The sequence below is a fragment of the Asticcacaulis sp. W401b genome (assembly GCF_046503825.1).
In the GTDB taxonomy this organism is placed as follows: domain Bacteria; phylum Pseudomonadota; class Alphaproteobacteria; order Caulobacterales; family Caulobacteraceae; genus Asticcacaulis.
Genome location: NZ_JBKFEE010000002.1, coordinates 76,907 through 95,814, shown reverse-complemented (window position 1 = coordinate 95,814; position 18,908 = coordinate 76,907). Strand labels below are relative to the sequence as shown.

The 18,908-nt window shown below is 60.0% G+C and carries 17 protein-coding genes; 10 read left to right on the top strand and 7 right to left on the bottom strand.

Going from position 1 to position 18,908, the window contains the following annotated elements; genetic code table 11:
• Positions 1 to 7: 7 nt before the first annotated feature.
• The gene (locus tag ACK8OE_RS05165) at positions 8 to 952 is read right to left on the bottom strand and encodes a glucokinase (protein WP_410271682.1); all 945 of its coding nucleotides are present in this window, start codon (positions 950 to 952) and stop codon (positions 8 to 10) included.
• Between the two features lie 121 nt (positions 953 to 1,073).
• On the opposite strand from ACK8OE_RS05165, the gene ACK8OE_RS05160 reads away from it, so the two are divergent.
• The 5 genes from ACK8OE_RS05160 (at position 1,074) to ACK8OE_RS05140 (ending at position 6,663) form a co-directional block, all read left to right on the top strand.
• Positions 1,074 to 1,736, top strand: a complete 663-nt coding sequence (locus ACK8OE_RS05160; protein ID WP_410271681.1) for a phosphoribosylanthranilate isomerase — start codon at positions 1,074 to 1,076, stop codon at positions 1,734 to 1,736.
• Positions 1,737 to 1,788: 52 nt separating this feature from the next.
• Complete coding sequence (trpB, locus tag ACK8OE_RS05155) at positions 1,789 to 2,985, top strand: tryptophan synthase subunit beta (RefSeq protein WP_126422998.1); 1,197 nt, start codon at positions 1,789 to 1,791, stop codon at positions 2,983 to 2,985.
• Between the two features lie 2 nt (positions 2,986 to 2,987).
• On the top strand, positions 2,988 to 3,806 hold the full coding sequence (trpA, locus tag ACK8OE_RS05150; RefSeq protein ID WP_126422304.1) for a tryptophan synthase subunit alpha: 819 nt from the start codon (positions 2,988 to 2,990) through the stop codon (positions 3,804 to 3,806).
• Between the two features lie 114 nt (positions 3,807 to 3,920).
• Positions 3,921 to 4,859: an acetyl-CoA carboxylase carboxyltransferase subunit beta gene (locus tag ACK8OE_RS05145; RefSeq protein WP_290799482.1), complete on the top strand. Its 939-nt coding sequence runs from the start codon at positions 3,921 to 3,923 to the stop codon at positions 4,857 to 4,859.
• Between the two features lie 505 nt (positions 4,860 to 5,364).
• Positions 5,365 to 6,663 (top strand): bifunctional folylpolyglutamate synthase/dihydrofolate synthase, encoded by a 1,299-nt coding sequence (locus ACK8OE_RS05140; RefSeq protein WP_410271680.1) that lies wholly within the window; start codon positions 5,365 to 5,367, stop codon positions 6,661 to 6,663.
• Positions 6,664 to 6,786: 123 nt separating this feature from the next.
• On the opposite strand, the gene rpoD is transcribed toward ACK8OE_RS05140, so the two are convergent.
• The 5 genes from rpoD to thrB all read right to left on the bottom strand — a co-directional run bounded on the left by rpoD (position 6,787) and on the right by thrB (position 13,771).
• Positions 6,787 to 8,877, bottom strand: a complete 2,091-nt coding sequence (rpoD, locus tag ACK8OE_RS05135) for an RNA polymerase sigma factor RpoD (protein ID WP_410271679.1) — start codon at positions 8,875 to 8,877, stop codon at positions 6,787 to 6,789.
• 105 nt (positions 8,878 to 8,982) lie between these two features.
• A complete protein-coding gene (gene dnaG / locus ACK8OE_RS05130) occupies positions 8,983 to 10,929 on the bottom strand; it encodes a DNA primase (protein WP_410271678.1) in 1,947 nt (648 codons plus the stop codon).
• Between the two features lie 50 nt (positions 10,930 to 10,979).
• On the bottom strand, positions 10,980 to 11,894 hold the full coding sequence (locus ACK8OE_RS05125) for an aspartyl protease family protein (protein ID WP_410271677.1): 915 nt from the start codon (positions 11,892 to 11,894) through the stop codon (positions 10,980 to 10,982).
• Between the two features lie 261 nt (positions 11,895 to 12,155).
• On the bottom strand, positions 12,156 to 12,731 hold the full coding sequence (locus ACK8OE_RS05120; protein WP_410271676.1) for a hypothetical protein: 576 nt from the start codon (positions 12,729 to 12,731) through the stop codon (positions 12,156 to 12,158).
• A gap of 74 nt (positions 12,732 to 12,805) precedes the next feature.
• Positions 12,806 to 13,771, bottom strand: a complete 966-nt coding sequence (thrB, locus tag ACK8OE_RS05115; RefSeq protein ID WP_410271675.1) for a homoserine kinase — start codon at positions 13,769 to 13,771, stop codon at positions 12,806 to 12,808.
• Positions 13,772 to 14,042: 271 nt separating this feature from the next.
• Here thrB and ACK8OE_RS05110 point away from each other — a divergent pair, with 271 nt between their 5' ends.
• Positions 14,043 to 15,050: a cysteine synthase A gene (locus tag ACK8OE_RS05110; protein ID WP_410271674.1), complete on the top strand. Its 1,008-nt coding sequence runs from the start codon at positions 14,043 to 14,045 to the stop codon at positions 15,048 to 15,050.
• Positions 15,051 to 15,061: 11 nt separating this feature from the next.
• Here ACK8OE_RS05110 and gcvA read toward each other — a convergent pair whose 3' ends face one another.
• Entirely contained in the window at positions 15,062 to 16,024 is a 963-nt protein-coding gene (gcvA, locus tag ACK8OE_RS05105) for a transcriptional regulator GcvA (RefSeq protein WP_126422323.1), read from the bottom strand.
• An 84-nt stretch (positions 16,025 to 16,108) separates the two neighbouring features.
• On the opposite strand from gcvA, the gene ACK8OE_RS05100 reads away from it, so the two are divergent.
• The 4 genes from ACK8OE_RS05100 (at position 16,109) to ACK8OE_RS05085 (ending at position 18,907) form a co-directional block, all read left to right on the top strand.
• Positions 16,109 to 17,206: an NAD(P)/FAD-dependent oxidoreductase gene (locus ACK8OE_RS05100; RefSeq protein ID WP_410271673.1), complete on the top strand. Its 1,098-nt coding sequence runs from the start codon at positions 16,109 to 16,111 to the stop codon at positions 17,204 to 17,206.
• A 101-nt stretch (positions 17,207 to 17,307) separates the two neighbouring features.
• On the top strand, positions 17,308 to 17,604 hold the full coding sequence (locus tag ACK8OE_RS05095) for a nucleotidyltransferase family protein (protein ID WP_410271672.1): 297 nt from the start codon (positions 17,308 to 17,310) through the stop codon (positions 17,602 to 17,604).
• Complete coding sequence (locus ACK8OE_RS05090; protein ID WP_410271671.1) at positions 17,594 to 17,929, top strand: DUF86 domain-containing protein; 336 nt, start codon at positions 17,594 to 17,596, stop codon at positions 17,927 to 17,929. The genes ACK8OE_RS05095 and ACK8OE_RS05090 overlap by 11 nt, the downstream gene beginning before the upstream one ends.
• 138 nt (positions 17,930 to 18,067) lie before the next feature.
• Entirely contained in the window at positions 18,068 to 18,907 is an 840-nt protein-coding gene (locus tag ACK8OE_RS05085; protein ID WP_410271670.1) for a TraB/GumN family protein, read from the top strand.
• Position 18,908 lies beyond the last annotated feature (1 nt).

Genomic DNA, 18,908 nt, shown 5'->3' with positions numbered 1-18,908 from the left:
TTTTCTTTTACCCAAAAAGGGTGGTCAGACCGATCAGTTCCAGATCACGCGCCCGGATGAGATAGACCGGTATGTCCTGCATATAGCCACGCAGCCGTCCCTTATCAGTGAAGCGCGCCTCAAAACCCTGCCAGTCGATCAGGTCGCTGATCAGTTCCACATACTCACCGGCCAGATAGATGCCGCCGCGTGCCCCCAGCATCAGAGCCGTGTCGGACGCCATAGCCGCCAGAAAGCCCTGACTGAGGCTCACGGCTTCAAGCGCCCGCGCATCGCCGGTATGGGCGAGGGCGACCACCTCGGAAGCATTGACGCGGCGGTTGTCGCCAGCGTCCACCTGTCCTAAAATTTCGTAGATTTCCGCTAGGCCCTGTATGCTGACGACGCGTTCGCGCGACACGTGGCCGTATTTGCGCTCAAGGTGTTCAAACACCTGGGCTTCACGCGGCGTGGTCACCGCCAGATCGGCATGACCGCCTTCGCAGGGCAACACCGTCGGATGTCCCAGATCATCCATGATAATGGCCGCCAGCCCAAGGCCGCGTCCGGCCCCGACAAGGGCGCGGACCTGCCCGTCCTCGCCTTCGCCGCCACAGACCTTGAACAGTTCGGAGGTGAACAGACGATCCACCGCCATCGCCTTGCACACGCAGTCATTGACGACGTGCAGGCGCTGAATGTTCAGAAGCTCACGCAGGTGCTGCCGGTCGATGCGATAGCCGTGGTTGGGCATGGAAAAGCCGCCATCCACCTCCCAGCCGCAGGCCGAAACCGCGGCAGCCATCAGCTCAGGCTGGTTGTTGGCTTCGAGGAAATCGACTATGGAAGCGTTGAATTCTTCGATCGACTTGCATGGATAAAGCGTAGCCTCTGTCGGGCGCGCCCCCGGCGTTACCAGCGCCAGCTTCATGTGGGCACTATTGGAGAGGTCGCTCAAAAGAACGGCGGTCATATACTATCCCCTGTACGGTACGCCGTTTATCCGGCGCATTTTATGTGAGTCGAGAATTAGCGTCCTAATTCTTGATTTTTCTTAAAGCTCGGCGCATCTGGTACGAAAATCAAGGCGTTTCATGACGATTAAGGCGAAAATCTGCGGAATAACGGATGATGATAGCGCTCGCATTGCGATAGATGACAGCGCTGGCATGTTGGGCTTCATCTCATTTCCGAAAAGCCCGAGGCATCTTGACTTGGATCGCATGGCGCAGTTGATTGCAAATGCGACTTCCTATACTGCCCACATCAATAAAAAAACGCAGTGCGTCAGTGTTGTGGTCGATCCGGACGATGCGCTGCTTGAGGCCCTCATGCAAAAGGTTCGGCCCGACCTGATCCAGTTGCATGGCCATGAAAGCCCGGAGCGTGTCCGCCATATCCGCGCGCGCTTTGGCATTCCGCTGATCAAGGCCATCAGCGTCGAAAGCCGCGCCGATGTGCTCGCCGCCGCGCCTTATGAAGACGTGGTTGAGCATTTGCTGTTTGATGCCAAGCCGCCGAAGGATGCCACCCTGCCCGGTGGGGTCGGGGCGCGTTTCGACTGGACGCTGATGGAAGGCCACCCGTCGTCACGCCCGTGGCTGCTGGCCGGGGGGCTGACCCCCTGGAACGTCGCCGAGGCGGTTTCGCAGTCGAAAGCGAAGATGGTCGATGTTTCTTCTGGTGTTGAGCGGGCACCGGGACTAAAAGACGCAGCACTGATCTCTCAGTTTCTTAAGGCCGTAAAAGAGCTTTAATCCAGAAGGACCTTTCACCGTGGATGACGCCATCCTGACCAATCGCTACAATATGCCGGACGCCAAGGGGCGCTTCGGCGAGTTCGGTGGGCTCTATGTCCCCGAAACCCTCATGCCGCTCGTTCTCGAACTGGGCGAAGCGTGGGCGCAGGCGAAACAGGATGAGGCCTTCTGGGCGGAGTACCACCATCTTCTCAAATATTTTGTCGGTCGCCCCAGCCCGCTCTATCTGGCGGAGCGCCTGACCGAGTATTTTGGTGGTGCCAAAATCTATTTCAAGCGCGAGGAACTGAACCACACCGGCGCGCACAAGATCAATAACTGCATCGGTCAGATCCTGCTGGCGCGCCGCATGGGCCGCACGCGCATCATCGCCGAAACCGGAGCCGGTCAGCACGGCGTGGCCTCGGCCACCGTGTGCGCCAAGTTCGATCTTCCGTGTACGGTCTATATGGGCGCGCTGGACGTTGAGCGTCAAAAGCCCAATGTTTTCCGTATGCAACTGATGGGCACCAAGGTGCACCCGGTGACCAACGGCAATGGTACGCTGAAGGACGCCATGAACGAGGCGCTGCGTGACTGGGTCACCAATGTCCACGACACCTATTATATGATCGGCACCGCCGCAGGTATGCACCCCTATCCGGAAATGGTCCGCGACTTCCAGACCATCATCGGCAAGGAGACGCGCCAGCAGATTCTGGAGGCCGAAGGCCGCCTGCCTGACGCTGTGATCGCCTGCGTCGGCGGGGGCTCGAACGCCATCGGCATGTTCCACCCCTTCATCGACGATGAGAGCGTGAAGATTGTCGGCGTCGAAGCCGCCGGTCACGGGCTGGATGTCTATAACGGGCACGCCGCCTCGCTGAATGGCGGCCGTCCGGGCGTGCTGCACGGCAACCGCACCTACCTGCTTCAGGACGAGGACGGTCAGATTCTCGAAGGTCACTCGATCTCGGCCGGTCTCGACTATCCGGGCATTGGGCCGGAACACGCGCACCTGTTCGATACGGGCCGCGCGCGCTACGTCTATGCCACCGACGAAGAGGCTCTGGAGGCGTTCCAGCTCACCTCGCGCCTCGAAGGCATTATTCCGGCGCTCGAATCCTCGCACGCCATTGCCCGCCTGGGTGATCTGGCCAAGGAGGTCGGTAAGGGCGGCGTCATCGTGCTCAACCTGTCGGGTCGGGGCGATAAGGACATTTTCACCGTCGCCAAGGCGCTCGGTCAGCAAATGGGGAATCTCTAACCGTGTCAGTCGCGCGTATCGACGCCCGCTTCGCCCAACTCAAGGCGGAGAACCGGGCGGCTTTTGTCTCCTACATCATGGCCGGCGATCCGGACCTCGACACCTCTTTCGACCTGCTGAAAGGGCTGGTGGAGGCCGGGGCCGACATTATCGAGCTGGGCTTCCCCTTCTCCGACCCGATGGCCGAAGGTCCGATCATTCAGCTCGCCGCCGAACGTTCGCTGAAGAACGGGACAAAGATGGCCGACGTGTTTGCCCTGGCTTCACGCTTTCGTGAATCGGACGCCGAAACGCCGCTGATTCTGATGGGGTACATGAACCCCGTTGAGAATATGGGCTATCCGGCCTTTGCCGAAGCCTGCGCGAAGGCGGGCGTCGATGGCGTCATCGTCGTCGATTGTCCGCCGGAAGAGGCCGAGCGTCTGATTGACGCGCTGGACGCCGCCGATGTGGCGCTGATCCGCCTGATCACGCCGACCAGCGACGACAACCGTCTGAAAACGCTGGTGAAGCGTACCAAGGGCTTTGTCTATTACGTCTCGGTGGCCGGTGTCACCGGCGTCAAGGAAGTCAATGCCGAAGGTATCCGTGAGGCCGTGGCCCATGTGCGGGAGGTCGCCAACCTGCCCGTCGTGGTCGGCTTCGGCATCAAGACGCCGGAGCGCGCCGCCGAAGTGGCCCGCATCGCCGATGGCAGCGTTGTCGGCTCGGTGCTGGTGGACGCAATAGCGAAATCTTTACTTGAAAATTCCCCATCCAGCACAAAAGTGCTGGAAACCGCGAGCCTTTTGGCTCAGGCTGTCCGTAACGCGAGAAACTAGGCCCTCAAACTGTGGAAGCTGGTGAATGAAAGGGTTCGTTAACCCTTTATTGGCACGGCTCACCTCAGAAAAAACGCATAGATTTTTGAGCGCCCCCGGAGTTAGTGACCTTACATGGCCATTGCCGATAAATTAGCCAAGAGTAGACGCGCCTTGACGAATACCGCCCGACCCACGGACCGCCGCGACAGCGGTGGATGGCTCGCCAAGATTGCCCCCGGCGTCTCCAAATTTGTGTCCAAGCGTGAAACGCCCGAAAACCTGTGGGTCAAGGACCCCGATACGGGCGAGATGATCTACCGCCCCGACCTCGAAGCGTCGCTGTGGGTGACGCCGACCGGTCGGCACATGCGCATCAACGCCCAGACGCGCCTGTCCTTCACCTTCGACAATGGCGAATATGAAGCGCTCGATACGCCCGCCGTGCCCGAAGACCCGCTGCATTTTTCCGACGGCAAGCCCTATGCGCAGCGCCTGAAGGCCGCGCGTGAGGCGTCGGGTGCCAAGGACACCATGCAGATCGGCTATGGCAAGGTGTCGGACGTGCCCTGCGTCGTGCTGGTGCAGGACTTTACCTTTATGGGCGGTTCGCTCGGCATGGCGGCCGGTGAAGCCTTTATCGCTGCCTGCCGCTACGCCGTTGAGCGCAAAGTGCCTATGGTCGCCATCACGGCTTCGGGCGGGGCGCGCATGCAGGAGGGCACCCTGTCCCTGATGCAACTGGCGCGCACGACGCTGGCCATTCAGGAACTGAAGGCCGCACAACTGCCCTATATCGTTGTCCTGACCGACCCGACCACGGGTGGCGTGTCGGCCTCCTACGCCATGCTGGGCGACATCCATCTGGCGGAACCGGGCGCGCTGATCTGCTTTGCCGGGCCGCGCGTGATTGAAACCACCATCCGCGAAAAGCTGCCCGAAGGCTTCCAACGTGCCGAGTATCTGGTGGATAAGGGCATGGTGGATCGTGTTGTTCCGCGTGCGGAGCTTCCTGAAGTGCTGGGGGCGCTGATGTCCATGCTGATGGATGGCAAACGCCGGCAGGGTCATTGACCCTGCACCCGTAGCGGGTGCAGATGACGAGGGGGAGCCTGTGATAAGCCGCATATTACGTTCGCTTCTGGCATTGGCCTCCAGTTCAGCAGTGACCGGAGTAATTTCTGGTACATGCCTTTCGTGGAGCCTGTGGGACGCCTATGGACGTAAGGGGAGTTTTCTCACAGTTTACGGTCAGATATTGGATACGCTCGGAGGATTGATAATTCTCTGTGGTGTATTGGCGGTCATATTCTTTGTCTTTATGGCGCTATTACAATTGCTCTTCCAATGGATTGTTAAGATGGATCAGAAGCCTGATCTGTCGCTTCACGCGGTAGCGCCGTCCGCACCCTTTCTGCTGATGGCCATTTATAGCCTTTATCAGGGCGCAGGAGTGGCTCTGATAGTCAGTTGTCTTTTGGGCATGTTAAGTGTGGCTATCTATTTACTGATATACCGTCCTGATAGGGACGTGGCGAAAGCCCTCACTTAAGTCAGGTAGAGATGCTAAAGGGGCGGTATGACCGACCGACTTTTGCCCTTCGATGCACCGCTGGAGCGGCTCAAAGCGCTTCACCCCAAGAAGATCGACCTGACGCTGGATCGAATGCTGCGGGTGTGCGAAGCGCTGGGCAATCCGCAGGATCGTCTGCCGCCGGTGATCCATGTGGCCGGCACGAACGGCAAGGGTTCGACCCTTGCTCTGCTGCGGGCCATAGCCGAGGCGCAGGGTTTGCGCGTTCATGTCTATACCTCGCCACATCTGGTGCGCTTCGCCGAACGCATCCGTGTGGCCGGTACTCTGATTACGGACGATTATCTGGCGGACGTGCTGGATCGCGTGGAAAAAGCCAATGCGGGTCGGCCCCTGACCTTTTTTGAAGCGACAACCGCCGCCGCTTTTCTGGCCTTTGCGGAGGTCGAAGCCGATGTGCTGCTGCTCGAAACTGGGTTAGGCGGTCTGCTGGACGCCACCAATATTATCCGTGCACCGAAGATCAGTATCATTACGCCCATTGACTACGACCATCAGGCCTTTCTGGGCAATGACCTGAGCACTATCGCCAAGCAGAAGGCCGGGATCATCAAACCCGGTTGCCCGGTCATCAGCGCGCATCAGGCCGATGAAGCCGAAGCCGTCATCGAACGCGCCGCTCTCAAGGCGCGCAGTCCGCTCTATACGGCAGGCCAAGGATTTGAAGCGCACGAAGAAAACGGGCGCCTCGTTTTTCAGGACGAAGACGCCTTGCTCGACCTCAGCCTGCCGCGTCTGCCCGGCGCGCACCAGATTGACAATGCGGCTCTGGCCATCAAGGCGGCGCGACTGATGGGCTGGTCGTCAGAGGCCATGGATCAGGGCTTGCAAGGCGCCGTCTGGCCCGCGCGGATGCAGCGTTTGAAAGCCGGACCTTTGGTGGCGGCGCTCCCGGAAGGCTCGGAACTGTGGCTCGACGGCGGGCACAATCCGCACGCGGCGCGGGCCCTGCGCGCCCATATCGACCGGCTCCAAGTGCGTGACCCCAAGCCGTTGCATTTGATCTGTGGGCTGATTAATACCAAAGACGCGACCGAATTTTTCGCGCATTTCAAAGGGCTTGAAGCCAAAATTACCTGCGTCGGCTTTTCGTCTGATGCCGTCATCCCGCCCGCCGAGCTGGCTGCCAGGGCGGCCCAAAGCGGCTTTGCGGCGACCGTCGCGGAAAGCGTAACCGATGCTGTGGCGCGTATCACCAACGGCCCTGCGCGCGTGCTGATCTGTGGGTCGCTCTATCTGGCGGGTGACGTGCTGGCTCTGTCGCCGGATACATGGCCCAGCTAAGGGTGTGGGGCCAAAGTAAGCATCATGTGACCCCACAAACCCTGTAACCAAAGAAAAAGCCTCGCTTAGGAAGCGAGGCTTTTTCTTTGGTAGAAGATCTGGGGCCGCAGGCCCCAGACCCCGTTAGCTGTCGAGGAACGAGCGCAGTTTGCGCGAGCGGCTGGGGTGCTTCAGCTTGCGCAGCGCCTTTGCCTCAATCTGACGGATACGTTCGCGTGTCACCGAGAACTGCTGACCCACTTCTTCCAACGTGTGGTCGGTGTTCATACCGATGCCGAAGCGCATCCGCAGCACGCGCTCCTCACGCGGCGTCAGCGACGCCAACACGCGCGTCGTGGTTTCGCGCAGGTTCGACTGGATCGCCGCGTCGATAGGCAGGACGGCGTTCTTGTCTTCGATGAAGTCGCCGAGGTGCGAATCCTCTTCGTCCCCGATGGGGGTTTCGAGCGAGATCGGCTCCTTGGCGATCTTCAGAACCTTGCGCACCTTCTCCAGTGGCATGGCCAGCTTTTCAGCCAGTTCTTCCGGCGTCGGTTCGCGGCCGATTTCATGTAGCATCTGACGCGAGGTGCGGACGATCTTGTTGATCGTCTCGATCATGTGCACCGGGATACGGATGGTGCGCGCCTGATCGGCAATCGAGCGCGTGATGGCCTGACGAATCCACCAGGTGGCGTAGGTCGAGAACTTGTAGCCGCGGCGATATTCGAACTTATCGACGGCCTTCATCAGGCCGATATTGCCTTCCTGAATCAGGTCAAGGAATTGCAGACCGCGGTTGGTGTACTTCTTGGCGATCGAGATAACGAGACGCAGATTGGCCTCGACCATCTCCGTCTTCGCCTGACGGGCCTCGCGCTCACCCTTTTGTACCGTCTGCACGATGCGGCGATAATCATCGACGGCCACGCCCATATCGGTGGCCAGTTGAATGATGTCGGCGCGGATACGGCCAATGGGACCGGCTTCGTTATCAGCAAACTTCTGCCAGCGCACGCCCAGCTCACGCACTTTGTCCGTCCACTGAGGATCAAGCTCGCGGTGGTAGTAGTTCTGCAAAAACTCTTGTCTGGAAATGCCGTAGGAGTCGGCCAGACGCAGCAGGCGGCCTTCCAGCGACATCAGGCGCTTGTTGATCGTATAGAGCTGTTCGACCAGCGCTTCGATGCGCTGATTGTTGAGCTTCAGCGTCTTAAGGTGACGGGTGATCGCCGAGGTGACCTCGTCATAGGCCACCTTATCCGCCGGATCGACGGGCGACCCTTCGAGGCGCGCGCCCAGAATGCGCTCCTGAAGGCTGCGATAGGTTTCAAACTCACCGGCAATGGCGTCCAGCGTCGCCATCACGCCTTCGCGCAGTTCCGATTCCATCGCCGACACCGAAGGCCCGGCGCCGTCGTCGAAATCGTCTTCCTCTTCTTCTTCCGGCTGAGGCTTCTTCTCTTCCTCATCCATCGGGACGTAGTCGTCGTCGTCCTCGTCGTCGCCATCCGCCTTCTTTTTCGGCTCCGGCTTTTTGGCCTCAACCTTGGGCTCCGGCTTGGGTTCCGGTTTCGGCTCAGGGGCCTTCACAACCGGCTCAGGCGCGCGCATGGCGATCGGCGCGTCGGCGTCCTCTTCTTCGGCGTCGTCATCCAGCGCTCCCGGAGGCGGGCCTTCCGACGGGCCGCCGCCATAGGTGCCTTCGAGGTCAATGATTTCGCGCAGCAGGATACGGCCCGACTCCAGTTCTTCGCGCCAGATCATGATGGCTTCGAAGGTCAGGGCCGATTCACACAGGCCACGGATCATGGTGTCGCGACCGGCTTCGATGCGCTTGGCGATGGCGATTTCGCCTTCGCGCGACAGAAGCTCGACCGAGCCCATTTCGCGCAAATACATGCGCACAGGGTCATCGGTGCGGTCGTAGGACGAGGTCTTTTCGGCGACGACCACGCCGCCCGTTTCCTCGCGGACCGCGATTTCGCCGCCCTCCGTCGCTTCCTCTTCAGAATCGACGACATTCACGCCCATCTCGGTGAGCATAGCCAGGGTGTCTTCGATCTGCTCCGAAGTAAACTCTTCGGACGGCAGCACCTTGTTCAGCTCGTCCATAGTGACGTAGCCGCGGGCCTTCGCATTCTTGATGAATTTCTTGACGCCGGCATCGGTCAGGTCGAGAAGGGGGCCGTCAGAGGGCGTATCGGCTTCGGGTTTGTCCGTCGCTGTGCTCATCTATCTCTCCGCCCATGACGCAGCCGTCATGAGACCTTGGAACCAGATGCGGCATTTTTGCCGCACCAAACCTATATTTACGAAGAAGATCAACGAAGTCTTAACCTAGACGTCGCTTTCCGCTTCAAAAATTTGTCCGCTTTTCAAGGCTTTGCGCAAACTGTCGCGTTCCTGCTTGGTCCGGACGAAAATTTCAGCATCAAATTCTGCCGAAGCGTCGTCACGGGCTGCCTTCAACGCACGATCCAAGGCCGTCAAACGCGCGAACGCATTGAACGCTTTGATCCAGCCGGCCTGCGCATCTGCGAGAGTTGTGTCCTGTGCGAGGATTGGCGAGGCCGATCTGAGGGCCGCCTTTTGTATCTCGCTCAACAATGCGCCGAAACCTTGATTTTGCAGATGGCGGTTCACAGCGCCTGAGTCAAGGGGGCTTGTGGAAAAACTTAAAGCGACCAGAGCGCGAACCAGTCCGTCAAGCGCCGGGTCGCCAAGTCCATAGGATTCCAGCGCTTCCATATGGTCAAACATCCAGTCGGGATGATCGAGCAGACCCTGCGCCAGTGCCGCGGCCATCGGATCGAGTGCTTTCGACAGGGCGCGGGCGGCCTGCTGACCTTCCGGCGTGGCGATGGTCGGTGGCTCGATCAGGCGGCCTTGCGCGTCGCGGCGCGGAAAGCGCCCGCGGGCCTGTGCGCCCTGAAAACCGGCCTGAAACCCTGGCTGAAAGGTTTGTGGCTGACGCTGGAACAGGGCGTCGTAGCGCGCCATCAGATCCTGCCGATAGGAGTCGGCCAGGTCCTTGTCCTCGATCTGCGCCGCCAGTGCCCGCAACCGCTTGCGCAGGCCGGCCTTGCGCTCCGGCGTATCGAGCGGCTCCAGCTCCAGTTCGCGTTTGAACAGCACCTCGACAAAGGGCTGGGTCTCGCTAAGGGATTCGCGCAGCGCCAAAGCGCCCTTTTCGCGCAGGACGTCGTCCGGGTCCTTGCCGCCGGTGATCAGGCAGACCTTGAACGACTTGCCCGGCTTGAGCTTGGGCAGGGCGCGGTCCAGCGCCCGGTTGGCGGCACGCATACCGGCCTTGTCGCCGTCGAAGCACAGGGTGGGCTCCGGGTGTCGACGCCACAAAATGTCGATCTGTTCTTCGGTGAGCGCGGTTCCCAGCGGCGCGACGGCGGCGATCTGCGCCCGCTGACAGGCCAGCACGTCCATATAGCCTTCGACCACGACCAGTTCCGGCCCCGTCTGGCTGGAGCCGAGGATTTTCAATGCCTTGGGCAGGCCGTACAGCAGCGACCCCTTGTGGAACAGCGGGGTTTCCGGCCCGTTGAGATATTTGGCTTTTTCGTCGGGATCGAGCGCCCGCCCGCCGAAAGAGACGATCTTTGAGCGCGCGTCCTCGATGGGGAACATCAGGCGGTTGCGAAAACGGTCATAGGGGGCCTTGTAGTTTTGAGGTTGCCCTACCGCTTCGCTGTTTGAGGGCCGGATCTCGATCAGCAGGCCGCATTCGACCAGTTCGGAAACCTTGGCGCCTTTCTGCACCAGCGCATCTTTCAGCGCCGTCTGCTCCTTGGGCGCGTATCCCAGACCGAAATGCGCGACGTCCTGTTCAGACAGGCCGCGCTTTTTCAGATAGTCACGCGCGGCCCTGGCGCCCGGCGTGTTATCGTGCAAACGGGCGGCAAACCAGCGGGCCGCCAGTTCCATCCAGTCGTTCAGCGATTGACGCTTCTGTTCGGCTTGCGCCGCCTGCGGCGTCTGCACCGGCAGGGCCATGCCCGCTTCGCTGGCCAGCCGTTCGACGGCTTCGACAAAGCTCAGACGCTCCGTCTCCTGAAGGAAGGAGATGATGTCGCCATGCTTGCCGGAAGAGAAGTCATGGAAAAACCCCTTCTCATCATTGACGTAGAAGGAGGGTGTTTTTTCCTTGGAAAAGGGCGACAGGCCGACCCATTCGCGGCCATTGCGGCGCAGCTTGACCGCCTTGCCAATGACCTCAGACGGCCGCAAGCGGGATTTCAGTTCTTCCAGAAAACGATCGTCGAAGCGCACGGTTTACATATACGCCTTGCACCCGGAAAGAAAAGAGAAAGCGGCTTTGCTCACGCCGAGAAAAGCGGTTCCACCTTGTCGAAATAACGGTTGGGTTTAACGAGCAGACCCTCTTTGGCGAAGATGTGATTGAAGCGGCCGATAGCGCCCATACCGATAATCCCGTCATCCAGACCAAAACCGCTGTTAGCTTGTGGGTCAAGTAGGGTCACGGGGGCCCCCTTTATCGGAAATCCGCCTATGTCCAGCGAGTCCGCGTGCACATAGCGCGATTTGGTGGTGTCGCCATGTATGCCCTTGATCGGTTGCTCCCGAGGATGGGCATAGCGGTCCCACAGTTTGTTCTTTCTAACAAACTGAGGATGCAAAATAAGGGCCGGAGGTGAGCCTGTATCGAGCAAGCAATCGGCCTTGATGCCGTCGATCATGACATCGACATAGATTTTTTCACCCGCACCCTTCTGCTCACGGCGGCTGGGCCACGGATGATACCCGGTAATGTCAAATTTATCGCTACCGGACTGGAAGCGAATACGCGAGGCTTCAAAATCGAGCTGGCTGGGTACACCCGTCAGAAAGCCAGCCGCCAGAAGGCCCTCGTAATCACTGCTTTCGAGCATCTCCAGTCCGCCCATGGCCATGGCCTTGACGCGAAAGCTCTCGCCGAAGACCACATCCGTTGCCTCGTAGATTTGGGTGTAAGCGCTACCGCCAAGGCCGGATGTGCGCATACCCTCAACCCGCCGCAGGCCCAGCTTGCGGGCTAGGGACGGACGGATATAGCTTCTAGAAGCGCCGGTATCTACTACAAAGTAGAATGGCCCCTGGTCGTGGATGGTGAGGCTGGTCATTATCCGCCGTGATCGGGTGACCGCGATCGGTACTGAAATCTCGTTTGCGTGCGCGGACGATGCGGCGAAAGCAAGACTCGATAGTCCTGCCAGACACTGACGTTTGTTAATCATTTTTCCCTCCCCCCGGTGTTTCCCCGGTTGTCTTAAGGCATCTCACGTCCTTGGGTGGGTGTCAACCTATGCCAACGGCCGAAGATGCTAACCGCATCCGGCTGTTGAAGAAACAAGAATTTTTCATGTGTATCAACGACATGAGGCATTCACGAATGGAATACCAAGAGGTACGGGACAGGCAAGGTAGGACAACGCACCGCACGAGCTTTGCGCGCTCGTTGTGGTTCATATTTTCGGGTGTTCAGCTTGTCGGGCCGTTTACGGCAGCGGCGGACAACCGTCATCACGGATCATGCCCGCACAACGCACGCCCGTCAGGTCATTGACCCAACCCGTGGTACCTTTGGCCCGCTTGATTTTGAGCCACATGACCGGCTCAGGGCGGTTTTGGGGAACCGGGTCCCAGGCGATTTCGGCAAGACCGGGCTCTATGTCAGACTCAGCCCAGCCCAAGCGCTGCCCGGACCGCCACAGTACCAGCCAGCCCTCACCCGAATAGCCAATGATGTAAACGACATCGCCCTTGGCGAGTTCGTTGGCTTGGCTATTGGGCTCGACCACGACACCCCGCAGGGGAGGGTAATGGAACTCCCGCTCGACGACGTCCGCCCATTCATTGGCGCGCAGCGAGCCAATCTTGCGCGCCTTGGGAGAGGGGCGATCATAAACCGGGACGGGCCGCGTCCACTGCAACTTACCTGACAAACCGCAGGCTTCTCCGGGGCAGGCCCCCTTGTCGACAAAGACGCCATGGGTCTGGGGCGGCGGAATATCGGCGACGGGTTTAGCCGGCGTTGAGGCCAAAAGCAGCGCGGCCAACACACTCAGTATCATGGCGACGGTCTCCCACCCTTCCGGTTTACCCGGCACCAACCAGTGGTCTCACGCCTCCATGAGGGCGTCAATACTCAGAAATAGGCCTGACCTGCGGCAATGGAGCGATGGTAATCGAGCCGCCGGTAAAAGGCTTCCGGGTCTTTTGGCTTCACCACCCACGAGGGATCATGGTTCAGCAGGTCATAGAGCCGCGTCAGGGTGAAGCGCACGGCAGACCCGCGCGCGAACAGCGGCAGGGCCGCGATTTCGGCCTCCGACAGAGGACGCTCATCGTGATAACCCTGCACAAAGGCGGAGATCATGTCGGGCAGGGGCTGGCCGCCCGGCGTAAAGCCCCAGGCGTTCAGCGCCACGGCCAGATCATAGGCGTAGACGTCGGTGCAGGCGTAGTAGTAGTCGATCACGCCTGTGACCTGCCCCTCATCGTCCATCAGCACATTGTCGGTGAAATAGTCGGCATGGATAGCCCCCGACGGCAGATCCGTGGGCCAGCGCGCTTTCAGCCACGCCACTTCGTCGCGGAAATCGGCCAGCACGGCTTCGGCCCGCGCCGATTGCACCGCCCGCGGTTCGCAACGGCTGATCAGGGCATCCCAGTGCGCAATGCCCATGCTGTTTTCGCGGGTCTGGGGGAAATCCGCTCCTGCGGCGTGCAGCTTGGCCAGATATTGACCGGCCGAGGTGGCGTGCCGCGTATCCGGATTGCGCGGCCAGCGACCGGGCAGCCACTTGATCAGGGCGCACGGCTTGCCATTGATGCGACCGACCGTCGTCCCGTCTGTCATGATGGCTGGCCCCGGCGCCGGATAGCCCTTGCGGTCCAGATGCAGGGTGTAGTCCATGAAATAGGGCAGGTCTTTTTCGGGCGTCGCGGCCTCAAAAAGGGTCAGGGCATAGAGGCCGGTCGTCGTTTCGACCTTGAAATTGGTATTGGAAACGCCTTCCTCTATGCCTTCCAGATGGATCAGGTCACCGATTTCATACCGGCTCAGATAGGCGCGGGCCTCTTCCAGAGATACCTTGGTGAAAACGGCCATGTGCCCGAATGCCTCTAAAGTCTTGTCTCGCTCTGATGCTCAGGCGAGGGGACAAGCCTATACGCAATGCGACGCCCTTTCGACAATAGGGCCGTTCATATAGGGCCCTGCGTCATTCGCGTCGTGGTCCGAAGATTGACCATCCTCAAAGCCTTGCCCTATAAGGGGCCGCGCCGATCTGTAAGTCGCGCTAAACCCGCCGGTAAGAATCTATCGCTTGGGATTGGCGACTAAATCTCATAGGCGCAAAGGCGAAAACAGGAGTTGTTTCGTGGCCAGGACCGTTTCTTCCGTACTTGACCTTGTCGGCAATACGCCGCTGATCCGCCTCAAACGCGCGTCGGAAGAGACCGGTTGCGACATCTATGGCAAGGCGGAATTCCTCAATCCGGGGCAGTCGATCAAGGATCGCGCCGCTCTGTGGATCATCCGGGATGCCGAGGCGAAAGGCCTGCTGAAGCCCGGCGGCACGATTGTCGAAGGCACTGCGGGCAATACCGGTATCGGTCTGGCCATGGTGGCCAATGCGCTGGGGTATAAGGCCGTCATCGTCATTCCGCGCACGCAGGCGCAGGAAAAGAAGGACGCCATCCGCATGTTGGGCGCCAAGCTCATCGAGGTCGATGCCGTCCCCTATTCCAATCCGGACAACTATGTCCGTTATTCCGGGCGTCTGGCCGAAGAACTGGCGAAGACGGAACCGGGCGGGGCCATCTGGGCCAACCAGTTTGACAATGTCGCCAATCGTCAGGCCCATATCGACGGCACCGCTCCCGAAGTGTGGGCGCAGACCGACGGCAAGATCGACGGCTTTATCTGCTCGGTCGGATCCGGCGGTACGCTGGCCGGTATGGCGTTGGGGCTGCGCGCGTTCAATCCGGCGATACAGATCGGTCTGGCTGATCCGTTCGGCGCGGCCCTGTTCAGCTACTACACGACGGGCGAACTGAAATCCGAAGGCACCTCGATCACCGAAGGCATCGGTCAGGGACGCATCACCGCTAATCTGGAAGGTTTGACGCCGGACTTCACCTGTCAGGTGGCTGACGAAGAGTGGCTGCCGGTACTTTATGATCTTGACCGCTACGAAGGCCTGCTGGTCGGCGGTTCGGCGGCGCTCAATGTCGCCGGCGCGATCAAGATGGCCAAGGCGATGGGGCCGGGCAAGACCATCGTCACCGTCCTGTGCGACTATGGCAACCGCTACGCCTCGAAGATTTTCAACGCCGAATTCCTGAAATCCAAAGGCCTGCCCGTCCCGCCGTGGAGCGAGGGGTGAACCGGAGGGATTTAGATTCCCTGCGCGGCAAAGACCGGTCTGTCCTGCGGCTGAGCGGAGGCGTGGCCCAGATCACGCGCCTGTGCCCGCAGCCAGTCCATGAAACGCACCTGCGCCATCGACGGTTCGCGCGTTTGCGGCCACACCAGATGATAGCCGAAGCTGACCGGCGCATCTTTTTCGTTAAACAGGCCGCGCAGACGACCGGCGCGCAGATCGGCCTCGGCAATGGTGCGCTTGGCCAGAGCCACGCCGCGTCCGGCGACGGCCGCTTCGATCACCATATGGCTTTGGTTGAAGCGCGGCCCGCGCGAGGCGTCAATCTCATCGGCACCGTGCGCCTTGAGCCACATGGCCCAGTCGGGATCGGACGGATCGAGGTCAGAGGAGACGTCGTGCAACAGCGTGTGGTGCGCCAGGTCCGCAGGCTTGCGGATCGGCGCGGCCTCATACAAGGCGGGCGAGCAGACGGGCAGGACCGCTTCTTCGAGCAGGTGCTCGACATTCAGCCCGTTGTAATTACCCGTGCCGTAGCGGATGGCCAGATCAATGTCCGAGACCGCGAAATCGGTCGGGGCCATATCGGCCGACACCCACACGTCGATGTCCGGATTGGCGGCCGAAAAATCACCCAGACGCGGCATCAGCCATTTGGCCGCGAAGCTGGGGGCCACCGACACGGTGACGCGGCCCTTTTGCTGCGTCTGACGCATGATGCGCGTCGCTTCGAACATTTTTTCAAAGGCTTCTTTGAGGATGATCGAGGAAGCCTTACCGGCGTCGCTCAGCACCACACGGCGGCCGTCGCGCACAAACAGCTCGACACCGACATGCTCTTCCAGCAGGCGGATTTGCTGAGAGACGGCACCGGGTGTAACGAACAACTCCTCGGCGGCGTGCTTGAAACTTTCGTGGCGCGCGGCGGCTTCGAACACCCGAAGCGCCGACAGCGGCGGCAGACGGTCACGCGACATTGAAAACTATCCAATCTAAACCCAGCGCTCTATATAGCGCATCCATCGTTTAACAAATCTAATCTTTGCGTTCCGGAGACAAAAATGAGTGACGCGCACCCGTCCCCCGCTATCGAAGTCCTCGAAGCCGGTCAGGCCTGGGAAACCGATGCCGTGATCATCGGCGCGGGCCCGGTGGGCCTGTTCGCCGTGTTCGAACTGGGCCTGCTCGATATCAAGGCGCACCTGATCGACATTCTCGACAAGGTGGGCGGTCAGTGCGCCGAGCTTTATCCGGAAAAGCCGATCTACGACATTCCGGCATGGCCAATCATCACGGGTCAGGAAATCACCGATCGTCTGCTGGAACAGATCGCGCCGTTTGGGGCCAAATATCACCTCGGTGAAATGGCTGTGGCCGTCGAAAAGCTTGAGCAGGATGACGGCACGACCAAGTGGAAGGTGACGACCGATCAGGGCACGTCGGTCATTGCACGCTGCATCCTGATCGCCGCTGGCGGCGGCTCGTTCCAGCCCAAAAAGCCGCCCATCCCCGGCATTGATGGCTTTGAAAACATTGGGGCCGGCATTGGCGTGCACTACGCCGTGCGCAAGATGGAAGCCTTCCGCGGCAAGCGCATTGTCATTTCAGGCGGCGGTGATTCGGCGCTCGACTGGACGCTCAACCTGCAACCCATTGCCGAGCGCGTGACCCTGATGCACCGCCGCGACGACTTCCGCGCCGCTCCGCACAGCGTGGCGCAGATGCGCAAGCTGGTCGAAGAGGGCAAGATGGACCTGATCATCGGTCAGGCCACAGCCCTGTCCGGTGAAACGGGCCACAAGTTGACCGGCGTCACCATCGAAGACAATGACGGCCAGGAAATCCACATCGACGCCGATACCTTCCTGCCCTTCTTCGGCCTGACCATGAAGCTGGGGCCCGTAGCGGAATTTGGCCTTAACCTGCACGAAAATCTGATTCCGGTGGATACGGAAAAGTTCGAGACTTCGACGCCGCAAATCTTTGCTATCGGCGATATCAACTACTATCCGGGCAAGCTGAAGCTCATCCTGTCGGGCTTCCACGAAGGCGCTCTGGCGGCGCAGGCCGTCTTCCGCTACGTCTTCCCGGACAAGAAGCTGCGCTTCCAGTACACGACCTCATCGTCGGACCTGCAAAAGAAGCTGGGCGTGAAGTAGCAGGGGCACGCCCCTGCCCCCGGAATTGGGTGTATGTGACCCCGTCTCAGTTCAAACTGAGGCGGGGTTTTATTTTTACTCCGTTGCGTTATGCTTGGGCTATGAAGCGTGACGAGGTCATTTCGGTGTTGCAGAGCCATCGCCCGGAGCTGGAACGGCTTGGGGTGCGCCGTGCGGCCTTGTTCGGATCCGTCGCGCGAGATGCCCAAAGGCCAGACAGCGATATCGACATTCTGGTGGACCTTGATCCGCAGGCCCGCCTCGGCGTGTTTGAGTATGTGGGCATAGTGGAGTTTATCCAGTCCCTGTTCACTGTCCCGGTGGATGTCGCCAATTCGGTGAACTTGAAGGCCCTTGTACGGCCAGCCATAGAACGGGAAGCGGTCTATGCGTTCTGAACGCGAACGGCAGGCACTGGCCGACATCGCGGAAAATATTGGTCTCGCCCTTAGCTTTGTTGAAGGATTGGATGAAACGGCCTTTGCGGCAGATCTCAAAAGCTATTACGCGGTCGTGCGTTGTCTGGAGATTATCTCTGAAGCCAGCCGTAAACTGTCAGATGAGTTAAAAGCACGCCATGCTGAATTGCCTTGGAAACAGATTGCGGGTTCGGGAAATATCTATCGCCACGATTACGGGAACGTCGCGCACAGCATGGTATGGATCACGCTACAGAAGGACCTGCCTCTGCTTAAAGCGGTTGTTGACGAGGAAGAGGTCTGAACCCCAATCGTTACAAAACTGTTGCCAAATCGCGCCACTATTCGACGTATGAAAACGTTGCGTCTTTTTCTGCTGAGCCTTTGCGTCTTACTCCTCCCTGTTGCTGTCTCGGCGCAGGAGGATTGGGCGGATGAGGTCGTGGTGCGGGGCCGGGCGGCGGTCGGTCCGGCCCTGTGGCGCGTGTCGGATGACGACAGTCAGGTCATCATTATCGGCGTGCTGCCGGTGTTTCCTAAAAAGCAGGTGTGGAAGACGACGCGTATAGAAAATGCCCTGCGCGGGGCCAATGGCCTGATCACACCACCGGACAACAGCACGGGCCCCGGCGACGTATGGTCCCTGATGCGCAACAAGGGTTTGCCGGGTGGCGGTCGGCTGAAAGACGCTCTGACCGCTGATCTCTATGCCCGTTATGAGGCCACGGCGCGCCGGGCAGGTGTCTCCACAAAGGATTTTGCCAAAGACAAACCGGTCTGGGCCGGGGCGCGTTTGCGCCGTGAGGTGCTGCAAAAATATGGCCTCAGTGAGAACGAGCCGCTGACGACGATCAGGCGTCTGGCGCGCACGGCCGGCGTGTCGGCGCGCGCGGCCGGGCGTTACGACAGCGGGCCCTTGTTCAAGGCGGTCAATGCCATGAGCGAAGAGGCGAGCGAAGCCTGTCTGCGCTATACGCTGGACGATATCGACTTCGATATGGATCGGGCACCGCGCGCCGCTCAGGCCTGGTCTGTAGGCGATATTCCGACGCTGCGCAGCCTCTATCAGGGCTCGGTCCTGATGAAATGCCTATCGGGATCGCCCACCGCCACGGCGACGCTCAATCGCAGCATTACCGACTCCGTTAGTTCGGTCAGTGACGCCCTGAACAAACCCGGCAAAACGGTAGCCGTCCTGCCCTTAGGCCAGTTGTTGCGCAAGGGCGGCGTGCTCGAAAAGCTGCGCGCCAGAGGCTACCGGGTGTCAGCCCCTGAAAATTGAA